A 19,842-nucleotide genomic window follows, 5' to 3' on the forward strand; every position below is an offset into this window, starting at 1 on the left:
GCCCCCGGCGGTCTGCCGGGGGCCGCGGCGCCGACGTGGCCGTGTGTTCGGGCGGGGCCTCGGACCGCCGGTTCAGACGGACCGGTGGTACTGGTCCGGCACGTGCACCGGGCCGCCCAGTTCGCGGGCCGCGCGCCGGGTCCAGGAAGGGTCGCGCAGCAGTTCGCGGCCCAGCAGGACGGCGTCCGCCTCGCCATTGGCGACGATCTTCTCCGCCTGCCCGGCCTCGGTGATGAGTCCGACGGCGGCGACCGGCATCGGCGTCTCGGTCCTCACCCTGGCGGCGAAGGGCACCTGGTAGCCGGGCCCGGTCGCAATGGTCACGCCGGAGGCGTTGCCGCCGGTGGAGACGTCGAGCAGATCGACGCCGTGGGCGTGCAGCTCGGCCGCGAAGCGCACCGTGTCGTCGGCCGTCCAGCCGCCTTCCGCCAGCCAGTCGGTCGCGGAGAGGCGGAAGAAGAGCGGCTTGTCGTCCGGCCACACCGCCCGCACCGCGTCGACCACCTCCAGCGCGAACCGCACCCGGTTCTCGTAAGAGCCGCCGTAGGCGTCGGTGCGGTGGTTGGAGTGCGGGGAGAGGAACTCGTTGATCAGGTAACCGTGGGCGCCGTGCACCTCGGCGATCTCGAACCCGGCGGCCAGTGCCCGCCGCGCCGCGTCCGCGAACTGTCCGACGACCTCCTCGATCCCCTCGACCGTCAGCTCGGTCGGGACCGGGTGCCGGTCGTCGAAGGCCACCGCGCTCGGCGCCGTCGGCCGCCAGCCGTGCTCCTCAGGTCCGACCGGCGCGCCGCCGCGCCACGGCCGGTCCGTGGACGCCTTGCGGCCCGCGTGCGCGAGCTGGATCGCCGGCACCGTGCCCTGGCCCTTGAGGAAGCGGGTGATCCGGCGGAAGCCCTCGACCTGGGCGTCGTTCCAGATGCCGAGGTCGTAGGGGGAGATCCTGCCCTCCGGTGACACGGCGGTGGCCTCCACGATGATCAGACCCGTGCCGCCGGCCGCCCGTGCCGCGTAGTGAGCGAAGTGCCAGTCGTGCGGGACGCCTGCCGACGGGCCTTCGGGCTCGGCCGAGTACTGGCACATCGGGGGCATCCAGACCCGGTTCGGGATCGTCACTTCGCGCAGGGTGTAGGGCTCGAAGAGCGCACTCACGGCGGACTCCAATCGTCACGCGACCGATGGGGGCTGGTACGACTAGTACGGTAACCCTCGTAGTACGGCACCTGTCAAACTACGATGCTTCTCGTAGAATGAGGGGCCCGTGGCCTCGTAGGAAGTGGAGCCGCCGTGACCGCCACCGCCCCCGCCCCCGCCGGCCGCGCGCTGCCGCACCCCGCGCGGGAGCAGATACGTCTGGAGGGCGTGCTGCACGCCCTGTCCGACCCCCTGCGGCTGCGGATCGTGCGGGAGCTCGCCGCCGACGGCGACGAGCTCTCCTGCTCGTTCTTCGATCTGCCCGTCACCAAGTCGACCACCACCCACCACTTCCGGGTGCTGCGCGAGGCCGGTGTGATCCGGCAGGTCTACCGCGGCACGGCGAAGATGAACGGCCTGCGCCGCGACGACCTCGACGAGCTCTTCCCGGGCCTCCTCGCGAGCCTCCTCGACGCCGCAGCCCGCCAGGAGGCCCGCCTCGGGGAGGGCTGAGGACGGCCGTCCCGGACCGGGCACGGCGGGGCGGCGTCCCGGCCGAGGGCCGAAGCGCCGGTCGTCCCGGCGGGAGGGACCCAGGGGCGGACGCCGGTCACGGGGCGGCCGTGCGGGCCGCCGTCCGCAGCGACTCCCAGTCGGGCAGCTTGACCACGCCGCGCCCGAGCGAGGCGCCGAGGCGCGCCTCGGCCCGTTCGATCGCCTGCCACCCCGTCCATTCGACCGGCTCGAAGCCCTCCGCGCGCAGTGCGGGGACGCTGTCCTCGGGCACCCGTCCGCGCGGGAGCCCGGAAGCGTCCGCGAGCAGCGAGGCCACCGTCTCCTTCGCGCACGGCCGGTTGGTGCCGATGACCCCCGTGGGCCCCCGCTTGATCCAGCCGGCCACGTACTCGCCCGCCGCGACCGTCCCGTCGCGCAGGACACGGCCCTGCCGGTGCGGCACGGTGCCCGTGGCGGCGTCGAACGGCAGCCCGTCCAGCGGCACCCCGCGGTAGCCCACCGACCGCAGCACCAGTTGCGCCGCCACGTCCTCGCGGTGTCCCGTCCCGTACACGCCGCCCCGCCCGTCCGGAGCCGTCCGCTCGAACCGCACCGCGCCCACCCTGGAGCCGACGGCGAGCAGTTCGACGGGGCGCAGGAAGAAACGCAGGTGGATCCGGCGGGGCCGGCCGCTCGCGGGCGTGGCCGCCCACTGGCGCAGCACCTCGACGTTGCGGCGCTGGACGGCGGGCAGCCCCGAGGGGTCGGCGTACGCCGGGTCCAGCGCCAGCTCGTCCGGGTCCACCACGACGTCGGTGTCCGGCAGGGCGCCCAGCTCACGCAGTTCCTTGGTGGTGAAGCGGGCCTGCGAGGGGCCGCGCCGGCCCACCATGTGGATCTCGGCCACCCGGCTCGCGGCGAGCGCGGCGAGCGCCGCCTCGGGCATGTCGGTGGGGCTCAGCTCCGCCGGGCCCCGGGCCAGCATGCGCGCGACGTCCACCGCCACGTTGCCCACGCCGATGACCACGGCGCTTTCCGCGTCCCGTACGAAACCGTCGTCCACCGCGTCCGGGTGGGCGCTGTACCAGGAGACGAACTCGGTCGCCGACCAGCTGCCCGGCAGCCGCTCACCCGGGATGCCGAGACGGCGGTCGGTCGCCGCGCCCACGCAGTAGACCACCGCGTGGTACAGCTCCCGCAGCCGCCCGACCGGCAGCCCGCCGGGACCGCCGACCCGCACCCCGCCGAGGAACCGGACCCGCTCGTGCTCCAGCACCGTGCGCAGGTTGCCCTGCAAGGACTTGATCTTCTCGTGGTCCGGCGCCACGCCGTACCGCACCAGCCCGTACGGGCACGGCAGCCGGTCGATGACATCGACGAAGACCGAGGAGTCCTGCTGGACCAGGCCCTGAGCGGTGTAGCACCCGCTCGGCCCCGAGCCGACGACGGCGACACGCAGCACGGCGGAACCCCTTACCCCGGCGGTCGGAGGAGATCGCTGATGGTTACCAGCATGGCACCAAGCGGCCCGCCGGGGGAGAGGGGCGGCCCCGGACCGGCGGCGTGTCGCACGGCGGCTCCGGTCGCCCCCCGGCGACCGGAGCCGACGGGCCGTCCGTGCCGTGGACGGCGCGCGGATCCGTTCCGCGCCCGTCACCCGGCTCACTCCAGCGGGTCACCCACCGGCGGCTGCCCGGTAGCGAAGAAGCGCGAGACGTCCGCGCGGCAGGACCGGTCGGCCGTCCCGGACTCGGGCGGCGAGCCCATGTCCCAGTCGAGTTGGTACCGCTTGAACAGCTCCGCCCGCAGCACGGGCACGGGCATCGGGGCCCCGGGCATCAGGGCCGCGTAGACCGCCCCCATCAGCAGGGCGCGCAGCATCGGGTAGTCGGCGTCGACGTCCGTCGAGCCGTGCCGGGCGACGGTGTCCCGCAGCAGGTGGGACAGGCGCTGCTGCTCCGGGCACTGCACGAAGCCCTCGGCCTGCAGGATCCCCGCCATGTGCTGGCGCATCAGCACCGGCCGCTCCAGGGCCAGACCCAGGATCGAGTCGACGGCCCGGGCCATCCGCTCCCGGCCGTCCTCGGTGCGCGGCTCGCGCTCCAGGGCCTCCTCCAGGGTGCGGTGCATCAGCCGGTGCACCGCGGACTGCACCAGTTGGCGTTTGCCGGGGAAGTAGTACGACACCAGGCCGCGCGCCGAACCCGCCCGGTCCGCGATGTCGCCGAGCGTTGTCGCGTCGTACCCGCGTTCGCTCACCAGCTCGACCGCCGCCTGCAGGAGCCGTTCCCGGGAACGCCGCCGCAGCTCTTCATTGACCGAGGCGCTGCGCGGGGACATGCTGTAACTCCTGCGTTGACTGGCTGCCAGCCAACTATACTCAACGCGAGCTGACCGGCCCGCTTTTCGGGCCCGGTCGGCATGCCGTCCGTCTCGGGCGACGCGGGGGATCGTCCGAGACGGACGCGCTTTGCCCCGATGGTTTCCTGAGGCTACTGTCCGGCTGGTCCGAGGCAGGCCGGAAGGCTTCCCGGGCGGTTCAGCGCGTTCGCCGGCCCACCAGGTCGAGCACCGGGCGCAGTGCGTCCGGCCGCTCCGCCACCGGCAGATGGTCCACGAAGTGCACCCCGCACCCCAGAGCCGCCGCGCCGCCGTCCGCTCGGCGGTCGTCGCCGACCATCACCACGTCCTCCGGCTCAGCGCCGAGCGCCGCACAGGCCACCGCGAACAGGCGGGGGTCCGGCTTGCGGACGCCGTGCTCGTAGGACAGGACGTATGTGTCGACGTAGGCGTGCAGACCGTGCGCGCGGAACACCGGGCGCGGATCCCAGCCGATGTTGCTCACCACACCGACGCCGACCCCGCGCTCGCGCAGGGTGCGCAGCACGTCGGCGGCGTCCGCGTAGGGGGCCCAGGCGGCCGGCGTCATGTGCCGTTCGTACAGCGCGTCGTGCAACGACGGGTCGGGCAGCCGGACCCGGCGGGACATGCCCGTGTAGGCGGCACGGTGCTGCTCGGCGCTGAGGTCCCGGTTCTCCCACAGGCCCGCCAGTTCGTCCGGGATCCGCGCCGGGTGCGCTCCGCCCGGCAGCGCGCCCGCTTCCTCCAGCCCCCGGGCCGCCTCGGCCAGCTCCCGCTCGCCGAGCGTGAGACCGGCCTCGTACAGCACGGCACGGAGCCAGGACTCCGTCGACTCGATACGGAAGAGGGTGCCGGAGAAGTCGAACAGGACGGCGGTCATGGGCAGATCCTCGCTCATCCGGGGCCGTCCGGGCAGATGGCCGTGGACGACCACCGCCGCTTCCGCCACCGCCGCGCCCGGCAGCCGGCGGCCCGTCCTCGAGGTGGTCGAAGCGGGTTCGGCGGCGGCACCTAGCCCAGTGCCCTCAGTCCCGGCACCAGTGCGACGAGCACCGGAACCACCGGCACCAGCGACGCCACGGCCGTCAGGCGCAGGCGGCGGGCGGCGGGGAGCCGGGCCGGAGGCGCGAGCAGGCGGTGCACCCGCTGTGGGACATGGGCCTGTGGAGCGGGGCGGGGGCCGAACACGCCACGGTCCTCGTTGAGTTCGACGAGCGCGAGCGCGGTGGTCAGCCTGCCGAAGCGGCGTGAGGCCATGTCGTCGGCGGCGAGTTCGACCAGGCGGTGCATCTCGTCGCGGAACGCGGCGAAAACCGGTACCTGCGGGAATCCCTCCGCCAGCGCGGCCGAGCAGTGCAGCAGCCAGTCGTGCCGGGCGCGCGCATGGCCCTGCTCGTGCGCGAGGACGGCGTCGAGCTGCCGTTCCCCGAGCCGGCGCAGCGCGGCCGTCGTGACGACCAGCCGGGGTGCGGCACCGGACAGCCACCACGCCTCAGGCCGCTCGCCCTCCAGCACGACGAGCCGGTCGGCACCGGGCTCCTCGCCGGGCAGCAGCGGCGCCCGGAGGAGGAGTTCGGCGCGCCGGCGACTGCGCCCAGCCCGGGCCCGCACGATCTCGCGGACCAGCATCGCCGCGCTCCACACGCCGCCGCACGCGAGTGTCACCGCGATCGCCGGAGCCCATGCGTCGGCCGCGCCGAACGCGTACGCCTCCACCACCGGTCGCGGAGCCGGGGCGAACACATGGCCGCGCACCGCCTGCCAGGCGGCGGCCGCGCTGAGCGTCATCGACAGCGCGCAGCACAGCAGGACGGCGGCCACCACGCACTGCCACACCCACAGTGCGACCACCGGTTCCCGGTCCGGCCAGTCGGCGCGGGCGAGCAGTCGGGGAGCGGCCACGGCGGTCAACGCGCCGAGCAGTAACAGGACCGCGGGGACCATCATGCGAGCACCCTATGAGCGCCCGGCCGCTCGGATACGGCTCGGCGCGGCAAAGTGACACAGACCACGGGCGTGCCCGCCCCCATCCCCGCGCGCCTCGCGTCCAGCGCGCCGGGATCCGCGTCTGCCGGGGCCCGCGTCTGCCGGGGCCCGCGTCTGCCGGGACCCGTGTCCGTCCCGGCGACGCAGCCGTCGCGGGCCGTCGCGGTCGTCTCACAGCGTCAGCAGCATGGCCACCATCGCCATGCCCATCGAGAGCCGGCACGCCCGTGCCAGCTCCGGCCGGTCGCCCCACCCCGTGGCCCGGTCCGCTCCGGCGCCCGCGTCCGCCGTGCCACGGCCGTCCATGCCGCCGACGCCGCCACCCGCCGGGCCGGTCGGGGCCGGCACGAGCCGGGCGCCGGACAGCAGGACGTAACCGGCGAAATACAGCAGCAGCGCGCCGGTGAGGAGGGGAACGCCCGAGCCGCCGTGCGCGTGGTGGTGCGAGCCGGGGGAGAGGGTCATCACCACCGACATGTAGACCATCGCGGACGCGCCCACCGAGTGATGCAGGTGGTGTGCGCTGGTCCGCGCCCGCCACAGCGCGTGCAGCGCGGCCGCGCCGAAGACCGCGGCACAGGCCGGCCAGGCCCACGCCGGCGGAGTGAAGACCGCCGCGGGCACGGACATGGCGGCCATCGCGAAACCCATCACCGCCTCGCCGCCCGCGGCCCGGCGCTGATCCTCGACAGGGCTGCGCATCCGCAGCAGGCAGTAGGCCCCGCTCGCCGCGCACAGCGCGACCAGCAGCCAGCCGGGTGAAGCCGGTCCGTGCACCCCCCACCTCCCCGCTCGACGGTTCCGGGCCGCCGCTGGGCGGCCGGCCGGTCGGTCAAGCGATGCCCGTGGCGCGCGGTGCGCACACGAGCGCAAGGGTGTACACGGGGAGCATTCGTGGGAGCACGCCACGTCACCAAGCCTAATTTACGAGTAAAACACCTGCTAAGCTTGTGTCCATGAGCAGTACGACCCCCACCCCCACCCCGACCGGCCGGGCAGTCCGGCGCCTTCCGCTCACCGGCGCTCTTCGGCTCGGCCGCCCGTCGGACATCTGGTTCAAGCCCGCCCTGAGCGTCGTGGTCTCGGTCGCACCGCCCAACCTCACGCTGCTGGCCCTCGGCCGGCTCGACCTGGCCATGTACACGATGGCCGGATCGCTCTGCGCCCTGTACGCGCACAACCGCCCCTATGCCGCCCGGGCCCGCGTCCTGGCCTGGGTGGTCTTCGGCATGCTCGGCGGTCTCGCCCTCGCCCTGGTCGCGGCCTCGCTCACCAGCGACACGGTCGTGCTGGTCACCGTGGGCGCCCTCATGGCCGCCGTGCAGAAGACGCTGTGCGACGCCACCCGGGTCGGCCCGCCCGGCAACGTCGTCCTCACCTTCATCAGCTCCGCCGCCCTCTTCGTGCCGCAGACCCTCGGCCAGGTCCCCGGCCACATGGCCCTGGCCGCCGCCGCGGCGGCCTGGGCCTGGCTGGTCGGCATGGCACCGGGCCTGTTGCGCCCGCACGGCCCGGAACGCCGGGCCACCGCCCAGGCGCTGAACGCCGCCGCCGCGTACGCCGCCACGCGGGGCACCGCCGACGGGCATGCCCGTACCCGGGCCGCCGCGGCGGCCGCCGTGCAGACCGCCTGGCAGGCGCTGCTGGCGGCCGGCGCCCGCTCCGCTTCCCGGCGCGCACTGGAACGGCTCGTCGTCCGCGCCGAGGTGGCGCTCGCCGCGCCCGCCGACGCGGACCCGCGGCTGCTGCGCACCTGGGCACGCGAGCTGTGCGGCTCCGGTCCGATTCCGCACGCCGGACAGACGCCCGCGGCCACGGACGAACTGCTCGGTGTGGCCGCCGAGAGCGCCGCCCCGCACCGTCCCTGGTGGAGCCGGCTCGGCCAGCTCACCCCGATCGCCGTACGCACCGCTCTGGGCTGCGCGCTCGCCGGCTATGCCTCCCTCGCCCTCGGCATCGGCCGCCCCTACTGGGCGCTGGTCACCGCCGCCGCCCTCTACCAGGCCAATCTGACCCTCACCTGGAGCCGCAGCGTCCAGCGTGTCGTCGGCAACCTGATCGGTGTCCTGGTCTTCGCGCTGATCGCCCCGCTGGCGCACGCCGACGGCGTGGCCCTGGTGCTGTGCTGCCTCGCCCTCAACTTCGGCGCCGAGGCGCTGATCGGCCGCAACTACTGGCTCGGCAGCATCTGCGTGACCCCCATGGCCCTGCTCATCACCGAGTTCGCCCGGCCCCAGGCCACGGGCGAGCTGATCACCGAGCGCGCCCTGGACACCGTGGTCGGCGCACTGGTCGGTTTCGCGGCCGCGCTGGCCGTCACCAACCGGCGGGCCGGCGACCGCATCGAACACGCCCTCACCGCCGTCGACCGGGCCCGCGAGCGGGCCGCGCGCCTGCTCGCGGAGGACGGGCCGGCGCCCGCCGCGCTGGAGTCCGCCCGCCGGGGTCTGGCCGCCGCGCTGGTGGAGCTGCGCGCCACCGCCGACGCCGCCTCCGGCGAGTGGTGGCAGCGTGCCCTGCCCCAGGAGCGGGTCGTGCTCACCGAACAGTCCGCGCACCGTACGCTCGCCGCGACGGTACGGCGCCTGGGGCTGCACGCCCCGGCCGAGAGCACGAACAGGACGACGGAGGACCTACGGCCATGACGGCGAGCGATGGACGGCCGGTACCCGCGGACGCCGCGACCGGGGGCGCGGGGCAGGAGCCGGTGCGGCCCGCCGAGGCGGCGGCCGGGGCGGCGGCCGCGGCCGCCGCGGACGACACCGTCGCCGGTGTCGTCCGCCAGTGGCGGGCCGTCCACCCCGACCTGGACACGGCGCCGATGGAGATCATCGGACGCATCAACCGCTGCGCCGCCCTCCTCCAGCAGGCCGAGGACGCGCCGCTGCGCCGGGCCGGGCTCAGCCGGCCGGAGTTCGACCTGCTGGGCGCGCTGCGGCGCACCGGGCACGAACTGACCCCGAGCGAACTGGCCCGTGAGACGTTCTCCTCGGGAGCGGCCGTCACCAAGCGCCTGAAGCAGCTGACCGAAAGCGGTCTGGTGGAGCGCCGCGGGGACACCCGTGACCGCCGGGTCGCCCACGTCCGCCTCACGGACGCCGGACGCGACCTCGTCGACGGCGTCCTGCCGGAACAGCTCGCCTATGAACGGACCGTCCTCACCGGGCTGGACAGCGCCGGCCGCGGCGAACTGGCCGCACTGCTGTGCGAGCTGCTCGGCAGACTGGAGGGCCGCCCGGGCGCGCCGCGGACCTGAGCCGCGCCGTCGCGAGCGGCGCACCGGAGAGCGGCCGGCCGCTCCCCAGCCGGCTGATCGCTCCGCCGAGGGACGGGCCGCCGGGGGACGGACCCGCGGCAGCCCCGACGAACCGGCCCGGAGGGGAGGCCGACCGGCGCCCGGCCGGGCGAGCGGGACTCAGCCGCCTCCCGGCCCGGCGTCCTCCCCGTCGGCCCGGTAGATGCCGAGGGCCGCGCCCTGGGGGTCCCGCAGCACCGCGATGCGGGGCCCGTCCGGAACGGAGGTGGGTTCCTGCAGGGCCTTGCCGCCCGCCCGCACCGCGACCTCGGTGGTCGCGTCCACGTCCTCGACCGCGAAGTACGGCAGCCAGTGCGGCGGCACATCGGCCGGGAAGCGGCCGCGGCCGTGCAGCGTCGTCACGCCGCCGAAGTCCATGCCGTGCAGGCCCCACTGCGTGTACCACTCGGAGGCGTTGACGCTCCAGCCGAAGACGGTGGTGTAGAAGTCCTGGGCCCGCTTGACGTCCCGGGTCGCCAGTTCCACCCAGCCCAGCGCACCGGGCCGGTTGAACACCCCGGCGCCGGGGAAGTCCCGGGCCTGCCACATCTGGAAAGCCGCGCCCGAAGGGTCGAGCGCCACCGTGCGGCGCCCCTCGTCGAAGATGTCCATCGGACCGCGGATCACCGTCCCGCCGGCCTCCACCACCCGGCGCGTGGCCGCGTCGGCGTCGGAGACGGCGAACGAGACGGTCCAGGCGACCGGCTGGGTGGACCGGAACAGCGGGCCCAGCCCGGCGACCGCGGCGTCCCCCAGCCGTACGACGGTGTATCCGCGCAGTTCCGGGCGGGGGTCCGTCTCGCACCGCCAGCCGAAGACCTCGCCGTAGAACCGCTTGGCCGCCGCCAGGTCGCTGGTTCCCAGCTCCGCCCAGCAGGGGCCGCCGATCACCGGCTTGTCGAACTCCATGGCACTCCTCCGGGAAGGCTCGCCCCCCACCAGCACGCTATCCCCGGTCACCGACGGTGGCCAGCGGGAGCCGTACGCCCGCGAGCGGCCGCCCGAGAAGGGGCCGGCCGGCGCTAGTGCCGCAACAGGCAACGTTCACCCCGTCGCGACGCCCGGCAAGCCTCCCCCGAGTTCTTCGAGCAGGGGGACCCCCAGAGAGCACGCACCGGACACCGCTCCTTGACGGGCAAACGTCGCCTGCCGCAGCACTAGATCCCCGGCCGGTGGCGCAGCGGATGGTCGGCCGGCACCTCGACGAGCACGACCGGGGTGCCGTCCGGGTCGGCGATCCACATCTCGATCAGTCCCCACGGTTCCCGGACCGGAGGGCGCGCGATCTCCACGCCCTTGGCCCGCAGCTCGGCGTGGGCCGCGGCCACGTCCGCCACCTGGAGCCACAGCCGCACGGCGGGGGAGCGGGCGGCGTCGGAGCGGCCCGAGAGCTCCAGGAAGCCGCCGCCGAGGAAGTAGACGGTGCCCCGCTCCGGCCCCGTGCCGAACTCCCGGTAGACGGGCAGGCCCAGCAGCTCGCCGTAGAAGACGCGGGAGCGTTCGGGGTCGGCGGGCTGGAGCAGTGTCCGGCTGCTGAGAACGTGCACCATGCGTCCGCAGCCTAGTGGCAGGATTGCGTCGTCCCCGCCGCACCGCGCCCGAGCACGAAAGGCACGCCCCCATGGACAACGCCGCCCCCGCCCTGACCTTCCGCGACGCCCACGACGGGGATGTCGACGCCCTGGTCGCGCTGGTCGAGTCGGCGTACCGCGGCGACGCCAGCCGGGCCGGCTGGACCACGGAGGCGGACATCCTCCAGGGGCAGCGGACGGACCCGGAGGGCGTACTGGCCGTGATCAAGTCGCCCGACAGCCGGCTCCTCACGGTCGAGCGGGACGGCCGCGTGGTCGCCTGCTGCCAGCTCGAGCACCGCGGAACGCACGCCTACTTCGGCATGTTCGCGGTCAGCCCCGCCCTCCAGGGCATCGGTCTCGGCAAGGCGGTCATCGCGGAGGCCGAGCGCCGGGTCCGCGAGGCCTGGGGCGTCACGGAGATGCACATGACCGTGATCTCCGTGCGCGAGGAGCTGATCGCCTGGTACGAGCGGCGCGGCTACCGCCGTACGGGACGGATGACGCCCTTCCCGTACGGCGACGAGCGCTTCGGCGTCCCGCTCCGCGACGACCTGCGGTTCGAGCTGCTGGTCAAGGAGCTCGGCTGACCCTGGCGGCAGCGGCGGCAGCGGCGGCAGCGGCGGCAGCGGCGGCAGCGGCGGCAGCGGCGGCCGCGAGGCCGCGCGGCCGGGGGTTCACGCGGTGAAGCGGCCGGTGCGCTTGATCTCCGGGTAGTCGGTGGTCGCCCCGTCCAGCTCCAGCGCGCGTACCAGCCGCAGGTGGCCCAGGGTGTTCACCACCCAGCCGATGATCCTCAGGTCCGCCGCGCGCGCGTGCTCGACGATCTCCAGGGTGAGCCGGCGGATGTCGAGGACGAGGGCGCCGGCGTCCACGGCGGTGGCGCGCTCCACCACCTCGGTGCCGTAATGGTCGGCGACCAGCGCCGTGCGGACGCCGGGCACCAGACGGGCGACCTCGGCGATCGCCTCGTCGTGGAACGACAGCACCTCGACGCGGGAGAGCAGGTCCCGCCGGTGCATGACCTCGGCCAGCACCCGGGCAGCGGCCACGTCCTTGATCTCGGCCTGCAGAGGTGTCCGCACGGCGTCCAGGACCTCCTCGAAGACCGGGATCCGCTCGCCGTGCCCGGCGTCGAGCGCGCGCAGCTCGGCGAGGGTCTTGTCGGCGATCGCGCCGCTGCCGTCGGTCGTGCGGTCCACCTCCGCGTCGTGCATGACGACGAGCGCGCCGTCCTTGCTGAGGTGCAGGTCGAGTTCGATGGCGTCGAGGCCGGCCCGCTGGGCGGCCACGAAGGAACGGAGGGTGTTCTCGGGCTCCACACCCATGACTCCGCGGTGACCGATGGTAAGGAAGTTCAAGGTTCAACTCGCTTCCGTCGACGGCGGCTCGGCACGCACGCGGACCTGTGGGGCCTCGTCGTCCACGCGGCAGGGCCGCAGCCTAACGGCCCGCACCCGGGATGAGCCCCCGCGTACACGGCGCACTGGGGTGACGGCCGGGACAGATCGGGGCCGCGGCCGGGACGACGGTCACCCCGACGTGGGCGAGTCCCACGGGAGTTGACCGAGGAGTCCGGACCGCCGCCCCGCCGCCTTGCCAGGCCGGAAATCGATCCCGGGCCCGGAGGGGCGCATCACTCGAACGGTTTGGGGGAAGTAGCCGCCGCAGGGGTGTCTCGCAGGAAAATAGACGGCGACGATGGGTGTGCGCAGAATAATCTACGGAGGGTGCCCTTGATGAGAGAAACCCCTTATGTATACGGTTCCCTTACGCGAGCTTCTCCCGTGGAGGATGGGTCATGACGGAAATTCTTGTGCAAGTGGGTGCTGAGGGGGAGGTTCCTCCGGCGGCCAGGGTGGTTGAGCACCCGGCGTGGCCCGTGCTCAAGGATGCCGTCGAGCAGATCCGGCCATGGCAGTCGAAGGACGGCTCGATCGATTTCGAGGCCGAGGGCGCGCCCGCGCCGGCGGAGGCCGAGCACGCCGTGCAGCGAGTGATGGGCGCCGTGCGGGAACTGACGCCGCTGCTGCCGCACGACGCCGAGTACCACCAGGCGCTCGTGGCGGACCTGCGCGGCTGGGCCGACGGCGGCTTCGCGGTCCCGGACTTCCTCGACTCGCTGCTGGCCTTCCAGCCCGCCGCCCAGCGCGCGGACGGCCTCCAGCACCTGGTCGTCTTCCCGATGTACACGCAGAACGGCAACCCGGACCGCAACCTGGAGGCGGTCGTGCTGCGCATGGTCTGGCCTCAGTGGCTGGCCGAACTGGAGCGCACCCGCTACGACAACCCGCTGTTCTGCGGCATCACCTTCGAGGACTTCACGGCCGGCTACGACACCAACTCCGCCGTCCTGTTCCCCGAGACGATCGCCGTGCGCGAGGCGCCGGAACGATTCTCCTGGGGCGGCATCTTCTGCGACCGCGAGGCGGCCCGGTTCCGTCGCGTCACCGCCGCCGCGGTCGACCTCCTGGGGCTGCGGCTGCCCGAGGACATCGCCGCCATGGTCCACGACCAGAAGCGCTGCGAGGAGGCCTTCGTCCTGTGGGACATGGTCCACGACCGCACCCACAGCCACGGTGACCTGCCGTTCGACCCGTTCATGATCAAGCAGCGCCAGCCGTTCTGGATGTACGGCCTGGAGGAGCTGCGCTGCGACCTCACCGCCTTCAAGGAGGCCGTGAAGCTCCAGGCGGACGGTGTCGCGCAGGCCCGCGACGTGCAGTACGCGGTGCTGTTCGACCGCATGTTCCGCTTCCCGGTCACCGGTGAGCGGGTGCGCAACTACGACGGCCTCGGCGGCCAGCTGCTCTTCGCCTACCTGCACAAGCACGACGTGGTGCGCTGGACGGACAACAAGCTCTCCATCGACTGGGAGCGCGCCCCGCAGGTCACCAACCAGCTCTGCGCGGAGATCGAGAAGCTGTACCGCGACGGCATCGACCGGCCCAAGCTGGTGCACTGGTTCGCCGGCTACGAGCTGGTCGCCGCGTACCTCGCCCCGCACCCCGGCTCCAAGTGGGCGAAGGGCCCCGACGCCCTGGACCTGACCCAGCCGCCGCGCAGGCTCGTCGATGACGTGCTTCCGGACGAGTTTCCGCTGAGCATGTTCTACGAGGCGCTGTCCAAGAAACTGAAGAACGTGATCGCCTCCACCAAGGGCATCACGGCGGACGGCGCCGAGCGGGTCGCCGCGTGAGCGATCGCGTACGGAACACTGCTGCTACGGAGGCGAGGAACATGGGGAACGGGGCTCTCAGCGGTGCGGTGATCGCCGTGGCAGGCGCGGGCGGACCCGCCGGCCGGGCGGCACTGCTCAGGCTCGCCGAGGCGGGCGCGACGGTCGTCGGCGCGGACAACGACCCGGAGCGGCTGTCCCAGGCCGTGGACGCGGCCCGCTACGCGTCCGGCGGCGCCACCGTCACCGGCGACACGGTCGACCTGCTCGACCTGAAGTCCACCCGTGACTGGGCCGCGCACATCGAGAAGGACTTCGGCCGCGTCGACGGCCTGGTCCACCTCGTCGGCGGCTGGCGCGGCAGCGAGACCTTCACCAAGACCAGCCTCGACGACTGGGACTTCCTGGAGCTGCTGCTCGTCAAGACGGTGCAGCACACCTCCCTGGCGTTCCACGAGGCGCTGCAGCGCAGCGAGCGCGGTCGGTACCTCCTGATCAGCGCCTCGGGCGCCACGAAGCCCACCGCGGGCAACGCCGCCTACTCCGCCGCCAAGGCCGCCGCCGAGGCGTGGACGCTGGCCATGGCCGACTACTTCCGCAAGGCCGGAAAGGCCGAGGGCGCCGAGGGGCCGACGTCGGCGGCTGCGATCCTGGTGGTGAAGGCGTTGGTGCACGACGCGATGCGCGCCGAGCGCCCCAACGCGAAGTTCGCGGGCTTCACGGACGTCAAGGACCTGGCCGAGGCCATCGTCGACGTCTGGGACAAGCCCGCCGCGGAAGTGAACGGAAACCGTCTGTGGCTGACCGAGAAGCCGTGAACCCCCCCAGGACCGACGCGCGGCGCCATCACGACCCGCAGGTCCGCGGTTTCGCCAGCGACAACTACGCCGGGGTCCACCCGGAGGTGCTCGCCGCCCTGGCCGTGGCCAACGGCGGGCACCAGGTCGCCTACGGTGAGGACGACTACACCGACAACCTCCAGCGGATCGTCCGCAGCCACTTCGGCGCCGGCGCCGAGGCGTTCCCCGTGTTCAACGGCACCGGAGCGAACGTCGTCGCGCTCCAGGCGGTCACCGACCGCTGGGGCGCGGTGATCTGCGCCGAGAGCGCGCACATCAACGTCGACGAGGGCGGCGCCCCCGAGCGCATGGGCGGCCTGAAGCTGCTCACCGTGCCCACGCCGGACGGCAAGCTCACCCCCGAGCTGATCGACCGGCAGGCGTACGGCTGGGAGGACGAGCACCGTGCGATGCCACAGGTCGTCTCGATCACCCAGAGCACGGAGCTGGGCACGCTCTACACGCCCGAGGAGATCCGCGCGATCTGCGACCACGCCCACGCGCACGGCATGCGGGTGCACCTGGACGGCTCCCGGATAGCCAACGCCGCCGCCTCCCTGGACGTCCCCATGCGGACGTTCACCAACGCGGTCGGCGTCGACATCCTCTCGCTGGGCGGGACGAAGAACGGCGCGATGTTCGGCGAGGCGGTCGTCGTCATCGATCAGGACGCCGTCCGCCGCATGAAGCACATCCGCAAGATGAGCATGCAGCTCGCCTCCAAGATGCGCTTCGTGTCGGTGCAGCTCGAGGCACTGCTCGCCCGGGACCTGTGGCTGCGCAACGCCCGCCATGCCAACGAGATGGCCCAGCGGCTCGCGGAGGGCGTGCGGGCGGTGCACGGGGCGGAGATCCTCTACCCGGTGCAGGCCAACGGTGTCTTCGCCAAGCTGCCGCACGACGTGAGCGAGCGGCTCCAGAAGCGGTTCCGCTTCTACTTCTGGGACGAGGCCGAGGGCGTGGTGCGCTGGATGTGCTCCTTCGACACCACGGAGGACGACGTGGACGCGTTCGTCGCCGCGCTGAAGGAGGAGATGGCGCGCTGACCGCCGTCCTCTGCATAGTTATGCGATCAATCGGAAAGTCATTGACTGCGGTTGATCGCATTCCTATGCTCTGCGGGCATGGAGATGATCCAGAACACCCCCGACCTGTCCGCTTATCTGGCCGCCGACGAGGCGATCGACCACCAGCACCCGGTGGTCCGTGAAACGGCCGCCCGCCTCGCCGAGGGGGTGGCCGACTCGTATGCCTATGCGCGCGCCGCGTACGAGTTCGTGCGCGACACCATTCCGCACTCGCAGGACTCGGGCGATCTGCGCGTCACCTGGGGGGCCTCCGACGTCCTGCGGTGCCGCACCGGCATCTGCCACGCCAAGGCCCATGCGCTGGCCGCCCTGCTGCGGGCCGAGGACATCCCGACGGCGCTGTGCTACCAGCGGCTGACCCATGACGAGGGCGGCGGGCACGCGGTGCACGGGCTGGTCGCCGTACGGTTCAACGGCGCCTGGCACCGGCAGGATCCCCGGGGCAACAAGCCGGGCGTCGACGCGCAGTTCTCCCTGGCCGGCGAACGTCTCGCCTTCCCCGTCGACCCGGAGTCAAATGAAGTGGACTATCCGGTGCTGTACGCTGAACCGCACCCGGTGGTACTGAGTGCGCTCAGGGCCGCCCCCGACCGGCCGTGGCTGTGGAAGACGCTGCCCACCGCACTCTGATCCCGAGGCGAGAGAAGATGACCCCTACGCTCACCGTGTCCGACGAGGTGCGCGCGCTCGCGCCCGGCTTCACCCATGTGGCCGTCGAGGCGTACGGTCTGGTCAACGGCCCCAGCACCGAGTCGAGTTCGGCGCTCCTGGACGACGCGGCGCGTCGTCTGGCCGTCCGGCTGGACGGGCGCGCCCCGCACGAGGACCCGCACATGGCGGCGTGGCGCGAGGTCTACACGGCGTTCGGCTCCAAGCCCTCGCGCACCCGCAACTCGGCCGAGGCGCTGGCGAAGAGGGCACTGTCCGGCGCCGGCCTGCCCCGCGTCAACGTGCTCGTCGACGTCTACAACGCCGTCAGCGTCGCCCATCTGATCCCCGTCGGCGGCGAGGACCTGGACCTGATCCAGGGCGGCATGCGCCTGGTGCGGGCCACCGGCGAGGAGGACTTCCCGACCGTGGCCGCCGGTGAGGAGACCGTCGAACACCCGGACGCGGGCGAAGTGGTGTGGTGCGACGAGGCCGGCGTCACCTGCCGTCGCTGGAACTGGCGCCAGGGCCCGCGCACCCGCCTCACCGAGCGCACCGCCTCGGGCCTCTTCCTGCTGGAGGGTCTGGCCCCCGTGCCGGTTTCCGAGGTCACGGCGGCGGCCGGTGAACTGGCCGAACTGCTGGAGAAGTTCAGCCCCCAAGCGCGGATCACCGTGCACGCTCCGCAGCCCGCGGCCTGAACCCGCCTCCCGCGTTCGCCGTCCCGCAGCCGGGCGCCGGAGCCGCGGGAGCCGGGCCGGACACCGCTGGGCGGCGCGGTCGCCGCGCCGCCGACGGCCGGGGTCAGTGGGCTTCGGCCAGACGGAGCTGTTCCTGCGTCGGGGCGGTGCCGCCGAGGTGGGCGGGCATCCACCAGGTGTCCTCCGGGCCCCTGGGGCGCACCGGGTAGGCGCGCTGCGCGGCCTCCAGCAGTTCCTGGACGCGCTCGCGGAGCCGCCGGGTGATGGCGCCCGCGTACTGGTCGCGGGGGGCCTCGACGGCCTCGCCGACCCGGATGGTGACGGGCGTGTGGCTGCGCTTGAAGTTGCGCGGATGCCCCTTGGTCCACAGCCGCTGCGTGCCCCAGACCGCCATCGGGACCAGCGGGACGCCGGCCTCCTGGGCCAGCCGGGCGGCGCCCGACTTGAAGCTCTTCAGGGTGAACGACTGGGAGATGGTCGCCTCCGGGAAGACCCCGATGACCTCGCCGGACCGCAGCGAGTCCAGCGCGTGGGCGTAGGCCTGCTCGCCCTGCGCGCGGTCCACCGGAATGTGCTTCATACCGCGCATCAGCGGGCCGGAGATCCGGTGCCGGAAGACCGACTCCTTCGCCATGAAGCGCACCAGGCGCTTCTGGGGGAGCGCCGCCAGACCGTTGAAGATGAAGTCCAGGTAGCTGATGTGATTGCTCACCAGCACTGCGCCGCCCGAGCGCGGAATGTTCTCCGACCCGCGGCAATCGATCCTGAGATCCCACACCTTGAACATCGTGCGGGCGAAACCGATGACGGGACGGTAGACAAGCTCGGCCATGGGCGGGGCGGACCCTTCTGTCTGCCAGGGAAGGGAGACTCCCGGCGGAAGTTACGCTGCCGTAGGTTTACGGCATGTCGCAGATCGTGCCCGAAGAACGGCCGGGTAGCCAGCCCACGTGCCCGTACGCGGCGAGATCCTCGTCACGTCGGCCCCATGCGGTGGAATGACGCCCTCCGCCACGCGGGCCGGGAATCTTCCGTGGTCTCCCGCGCGCTGAGGGAAGAAGGACGGTACGACGGGAACCCGAGGGCGCGCGTGCCGGCGCTCGCCGCGGCGGGCGTGCGGTGCCGCGACGGCGGGTGGAGGAAGGAGAGTTGGTGCGGGTGCGCGCAGGCGACGAGGACAGGCGGCTCGGTGCGGCCGAGCTGGGCGGGGAACTGGGCGAGCGCGCCACGCTGGTGCAGTTCTCCACCGCCTTCTGCGCACCCTGCCGGGCGACCCGGCGTGTTCTCGGCGAGGTGGCCGGCATGGTGCCCGGGGTCGCGCACATCGAGATCGACGCCGAGGAGCGGCTGGACCTCGTGCGCGACCTCGGCGTCGCGAGGACCCCGACCGTACTGGTCCTCGACGCGGCCGGACGCATCGTGCGGCGCGCCGCCGGACAGCCGCGCAAGGCGGACGTCATCGCGGCTTTGGGAGCGGCGGTCTGACGCGCCGTCCCGCTCCGTGAGGCATCTCCCATGTGGCCGGACGCCCTTGACTGTGCCCACCACCCGTCGTCAGCCTGACTGTATGGACCGCGAACTCCTTCTCTTCGGACGAGCGCACATCGACCTCGCCCGTACCGCGAGCGCGCGCTGTCCGGGCTGTTGAGCAGCCACGGATCCCGCTCGGCCCACCACCAGAAGGACAGGTCCATGACGGCCACCACCGGTCTCGGCGCCCCCGGTGCGCTCCAGCTCGCCTCGCCCGACCTCTTGCGCTCCGTCTTCCGGCGGCACGCGGCGGGTGTGGCGGTGATCACCGCGCGCGGCGACTCGGGACCGGCCGGCTTCACCGCCACCTCCCTCACCTCCGTGTCCGCCGAGCCCCCGCTGATCTCGTTCGGCATCGGCACCGGCGCCTCCAGCTGGCCGGCGGTCTCCGCCGCCGAGCACATCGGCGTCCACATACTCGGCGAGCACCAGGAGGAGCTGGCCGCCACCTTCGCCCGCAGCGGCGCCGACCGGTTCGGGGCGCCCACCGCCTGGCGGGAGGGGCCCGAGGGGGTGCCCGTCCTCGACCACGTGCTGGCCTGGCTGGTCTGCCGGGTCGTCGCACGGGTGCCGGCCGGCGACCACCGCATCGTGATCGCCGAGGTGGTCCTCGGCGACCCCACCGGGGACGGCCGCCCCCTGCTCTACCACCAGGGCCGCTTCAGCGGGCTGCGCGACTGAGCCCGCCTGCCGCGGCCCGCACCGCCTGGACCGCGGAGCCGTCCGGTTCCGGTTACGCTGCGTTGCGAAGGTCACAGTTCAAAGCGCTTGCTTAGCGGGCAGGAACTGGTTGTACTGACGAGTAATATTCCGGTGGGAGCGAGGGGTCGCCCCGACCGGGATCGGCCGCTTCAGGCGCCTATGCTGCCTGCAAGAAGGCAGCCCCGAAATGACGATGCAGTAGGAGAGCCGGCGTGAGCTTGAGGATCGTTGTCACTGTGAAGTACGTGCCCGACGCCACTGGCGACCGGCACTTCGCCGATGACCTGACCGTCGACCGGGACGATGTGGACGGT

General features: G+C 73.2%; 21 protein-coding genes and 1 pseudogene. 12 read left to right on the forward strand and 10 right to left on the reverse strand.

The genetic code is table 11. The annotated features are described in order from the left end of the window. Positions 1-72: 72 nt before the first annotated feature. Positions 73-1,152: an NADH:flavin oxidoreductase/NADH oxidase gene (locus ACF061_RS30200; protein ID WP_392270171.1), complete on the reverse strand. Its 1,080-nt coding sequence runs from the start codon at positions 1,150-1,152 to the stop codon at positions 73-75. Between the two features lie 135 nt (positions 1,153-1,287). Here ACF061_RS30200 and ACF061_RS30205 point away from each other — a divergent pair, with 135 nt between their 5' ends. Continuing rightward, entirely contained in the window at positions 1,288-1,647 is a 360-nt protein-coding gene (locus ACF061_RS30205; RefSeq protein ID WP_392270172.1) for an ArsR/SmtB family transcription factor, read from the forward strand. Positions 1,648-1,744: 97 nt separating this feature from the next. Here ACF061_RS30205 and ACF061_RS30210 read toward each other — a convergent pair whose 3' ends face one another. The 5 genes from ACF061_RS30210 to ACF061_RS30230 form a co-directional block, all read right to left on the reverse strand. Continuing rightward, on the reverse strand, positions 1,745-3,091 hold the full coding sequence (locus tag ACF061_RS30210; RefSeq protein ID WP_392270173.1) for an FAD-dependent oxidoreductase: 1,347 nt from the start codon (positions 3,089-3,091) through the stop codon (positions 1,745-1,747). 200 nt (positions 3,092-3,291) lie between these two features. Then, on the reverse strand, positions 3,292-3,969 hold the full coding sequence (locus ACF061_RS30215) for a TetR/AcrR family transcriptional regulator (RefSeq protein WP_392270174.1): 678 nt from the start codon (positions 3,967-3,969) through the stop codon (positions 3,292-3,294). Between the two features lie 199 nt (positions 3,970-4,168). Continuing rightward, positions 4,169-4,870, reverse strand: a complete 702-nt coding sequence (locus tag ACF061_RS30220; RefSeq protein ID WP_392270175.1) for an HAD family hydrolase — start codon at positions 4,868-4,870, stop codon at positions 4,169-4,171. A gap of 131 nt (positions 4,871-5,001) precedes the next feature. Continuing rightward, positions 5,002-5,937 carry a M56 family metallopeptidase gene (locus tag ACF061_RS30225; protein ID WP_392270176.1) on the reverse strand — a complete coding sequence of 312 codons (936 nt, stop codon included), beginning with the start codon at positions 5,935-5,937 and terminating at the stop codon, positions 5,002-5,004. Positions 5,938-6,147: 210 nt separating this feature from the next. Next, positions 6,148-6,753: a DUF5134 domain-containing protein gene (locus ACF061_RS30230; protein ID WP_392270177.1), complete on the reverse strand. Its 606-nt coding sequence runs from the start codon at positions 6,751-6,753 to the stop codon at positions 6,148-6,150. Positions 6,754-6,932: 179 nt separating this feature from the next. Here ACF061_RS30230 and ACF061_RS30235 point away from each other — a divergent pair, with 179 nt between their 5' ends. Both ACF061_RS30235 and ACF061_RS30240 read left to right on the forward strand, forming a co-directional pair. Beyond that, complete coding sequence (locus ACF061_RS30235) at positions 6,933-8,621, forward strand: FUSC family protein (protein ID WP_392270178.1); 1,689 nt, start codon at positions 6,933-6,935, stop codon at positions 8,619-8,621. After that, positions 8,618-9,232 (forward strand): MarR family winged helix-turn-helix transcriptional regulator, encoded by a 615-nt coding sequence (locus ACF061_RS30240; RefSeq protein WP_392270179.1) that lies wholly within the window; start codon positions 8,618-8,620, stop codon positions 9,230-9,232. Before ACF061_RS30235 ends, ACF061_RS30240 begins: the two co-directional genes overlap by 4 nt. 159 nt (positions 9,233-9,391) lie before the next feature. Here ACF061_RS30240 and ACF061_RS30245 read toward each other — a convergent pair whose 3' ends face one another. Next, positions 9,392-10,180, reverse strand: a complete 789-nt coding sequence (locus ACF061_RS30245; protein ID WP_392270180.1) for a VOC family protein — start codon at positions 10,178-10,180, stop codon at positions 9,392-9,394. A 248-nt stretch (positions 10,181-10,428) separates the two neighbouring features. Then, positions 10,429-10,821, reverse strand: coding sequence for a VOC family protein (locus ACF061_RS30250; RefSeq protein ID WP_392270181.1), 393 nt, complete (start codon positions 10,819-10,821; stop codon positions 10,429-10,431). 71 nt (positions 10,822-10,892) lie between these two features. On the opposite strand from ACF061_RS30250, the gene ACF061_RS30255 reads away from it, so the two are divergent. After that, positions 10,893-11,432, forward strand: a complete 540-nt coding sequence (locus tag ACF061_RS30255) for a GNAT family N-acetyltransferase (RefSeq protein ID WP_392270182.1) — start codon at positions 10,893-10,895, stop codon at positions 11,430-11,432. A gap of 87 nt (positions 11,433-11,519) precedes the next feature. On the opposite strand, the gene ACF061_RS30260 is transcribed toward ACF061_RS30255, so the two are convergent. Further along, positions 11,520-12,203 (reverse strand): glycerophosphodiester phosphodiesterase, encoded by a 684-nt coding sequence (locus ACF061_RS30260; protein ID WP_392270183.1) that lies wholly within the window; start codon positions 12,201-12,203, stop codon positions 11,520-11,522. A 440-nt stretch (positions 12,204-12,643) separates the two neighbouring features. Here ACF061_RS30260 and ACF061_RS30265 point away from each other — a divergent pair, with 440 nt between their 5' ends. The 5 genes from ACF061_RS30265 (at position 12,644) to ACF061_RS30285 (ending at position 17,296) form a co-directional block, all read left to right on the forward strand. After that, positions 12,644-14,041, forward strand: coding sequence for a DUF6421 family protein (locus ACF061_RS30265; RefSeq protein WP_392270184.1), 1,398 nt, complete (start codon positions 12,644-12,646; stop codon positions 14,039-14,041). Between the two features lie 41 nt (positions 14,042-14,082). Continuing rightward, positions 14,083-14,838: an SDR family NAD(P)-dependent oxidoreductase gene (locus ACF061_RS30270; protein ID WP_392270185.1), complete on the forward strand. Its 756-nt coding sequence runs from the start codon at positions 14,083-14,085 to the stop codon at positions 14,836-14,838. Next, the gene (locus ACF061_RS30275; protein ID WP_392270186.1) at positions 14,835-15,905 is read left to right on the forward strand and encodes a threonine aldolase family protein; all 1,071 of its coding nucleotides are present in this window, start codon (positions 14,835-14,837) and stop codon (positions 15,903-15,905) included. Before ACF061_RS30270 ends, ACF061_RS30275 begins: the two co-directional genes overlap by 4 nt. A 78-nt stretch (positions 15,906-15,983) precedes the next feature. Further along, on the forward strand, positions 15,984-16,577 hold the full coding sequence (locus ACF061_RS30280) for a transglutaminase domain-containing protein (protein ID WP_392270187.1): 594 nt from the start codon (positions 15,984-15,986) through the stop codon (positions 16,575-16,577). Positions 16,578-16,594: 17 nt separating this feature from the next. Continuing rightward, complete coding sequence (locus ACF061_RS30285; RefSeq protein WP_392270188.1) at positions 16,595-17,296, forward strand: B3/4 domain-containing protein; 702 nt, start codon at positions 16,595-16,597, stop codon at positions 17,294-17,296. Positions 17,297-17,399: 103 nt separating this feature from the next. Here the strand turns inward: ACF061_RS30285 and ACF061_RS30290 are convergent, their stop codons facing one another. After that, positions 17,400-18,128, reverse strand: a complete 729-nt coding sequence (locus ACF061_RS30290; RefSeq protein WP_392270189.1) for a lysophospholipid acyltransferase family protein — start codon at positions 18,126-18,128, stop codon at positions 17,400-17,402. A 320-nt stretch (positions 18,129-18,448) separates the two neighbouring features. On the opposite strand from ACF061_RS30290, the gene ACF061_RS30295 reads away from it, so the two are divergent. The 3 genes and pseudogenes from ACF061_RS30295 to ACF061_RS30305 all read left to right on the forward strand — a co-directional run. Then, entirely contained in the window at positions 18,449-18,781 is a 333-nt protein-coding gene (locus ACF061_RS30295; protein WP_392270190.1) for a TlpA family protein disulfide reductase, read from the forward strand. 207 nt (positions 18,782-18,988) lie between these two features. Then, on the forward strand, positions 18,989-19,507 hold the full coding sequence (locus ACF061_RS30300) for a flavin reductase family protein (protein ID WP_392270191.1): 519 nt from the start codon (positions 18,989-18,991) through the stop codon (positions 19,505-19,507). Positions 19,508-19,740: 233 nt separating this feature from the next. Then, a pseudogene (locus tag ACF061_RS30305) lies at positions 19,741-19,842 on the forward strand (electron transfer flavoprotein subunit beta); the annotation flags it as partial.

The organism is Streptomyces sp. NPDC015220 (assembly GCF_043079345.1).
Taxonomy (GTDB): Bacteria; Actinomycetota; Actinomycetes; order Streptomycetales; family Streptomycetaceae; genus Streptomyces.

Bases quoted from the DNA above. Each gene is read 5' to 3' on its own strand.
- ACF061_RS30225 (WP_392270176.1), bottom strand. From the start codon at position 5,937: ATGATGGTCCCCGCGGTCCTGTTACTGCTCGGCGCGTTGACCGCCGTG.
- ACF061_RS30300 (WP_392270191.1), top strand. From the start codon at position 18,989: ATGACGGCCACCACCGGTCTCGGCGCCCCCGGTGCGCTCCAGCTCGCC.
- ACF061_RS30220 (WP_392270175.1), bottom strand. From the start codon at position 4,870: ATGACCGCCGTCCTGTTCGACTTCTCCGGCACCCTCTTCCGTATCGAG.
- ACF061_RS30265 (WP_392270184.1), top strand. From the start codon at position 12,644: ATGACGGAAATTCTTGTGCAAGTGGGTGCTGAGGGGGAGGTTCCTCCG.
- ACF061_RS30255 (WP_392270182.1), top strand. From the start codon at position 10,893: ATGGACAACGCCGCCCCCGCCCTGACCTTCCGCGACGCCCACGACGGG.
- ACF061_RS30250 (WP_392270181.1), bottom strand. From the start codon at position 10,821: ATGGTGCACGTTCTCAGCAGCCGGACACTGCTCCAGCCCGCCGACCCC.
- ACF061_RS30240 (WP_392270179.1), top strand. From the start codon at position 8,618: ATGACGGCGAGCGATGGACGGCCGGTACCCGCGGACGCCGCGACCGGG.
- ACF061_RS30235 (WP_392270178.1), top strand. From the start codon at position 6,933: ATGAGCAGTACGACCCCCACCCCCACCCCGACCGGCCGGGCAGTCCGG.
- ACF061_RS30290 (WP_392270189.1), bottom strand. From the start codon at position 18,128: ATGGCCGAGCTTGTCTACCGTCCCGTCATCGGTTTCGCCCGCACGATG.
- ACF061_RS30285 (WP_392270188.1), top strand. From the start codon at position 16,595: ATGACCCCTACGCTCACCGTGTCCGACGAGGTGCGCGCGCTCGCGCCC.
- ACF061_RS30215 (WP_392270174.1), bottom strand. From the start codon at position 3,969: ATGTCCCCGCGCAGCGCCTCGGTCAATGAAGAGCTGCGGCGGCGTTCC.
- ACF061_RS30280 (WP_392270187.1), top strand. From the start codon at position 15,984: ATGGAGATGATCCAGAACACCCCCGACCTGTCCGCTTATCTGGCCGCC.
- ACF061_RS30270 (WP_392270185.1), top strand. From the start codon at position 14,083: ATGGGGAACGGGGCTCTCAGCGGTGCGGTGATCGCCGTGGCAGGCGCG.
- ACF061_RS30245 (WP_392270180.1), bottom strand. From the start codon at position 10,180: ATGGAGTTCGACAAGCCGGTGATCGGCGGCCCCTGCTGGGCGGAGCTG.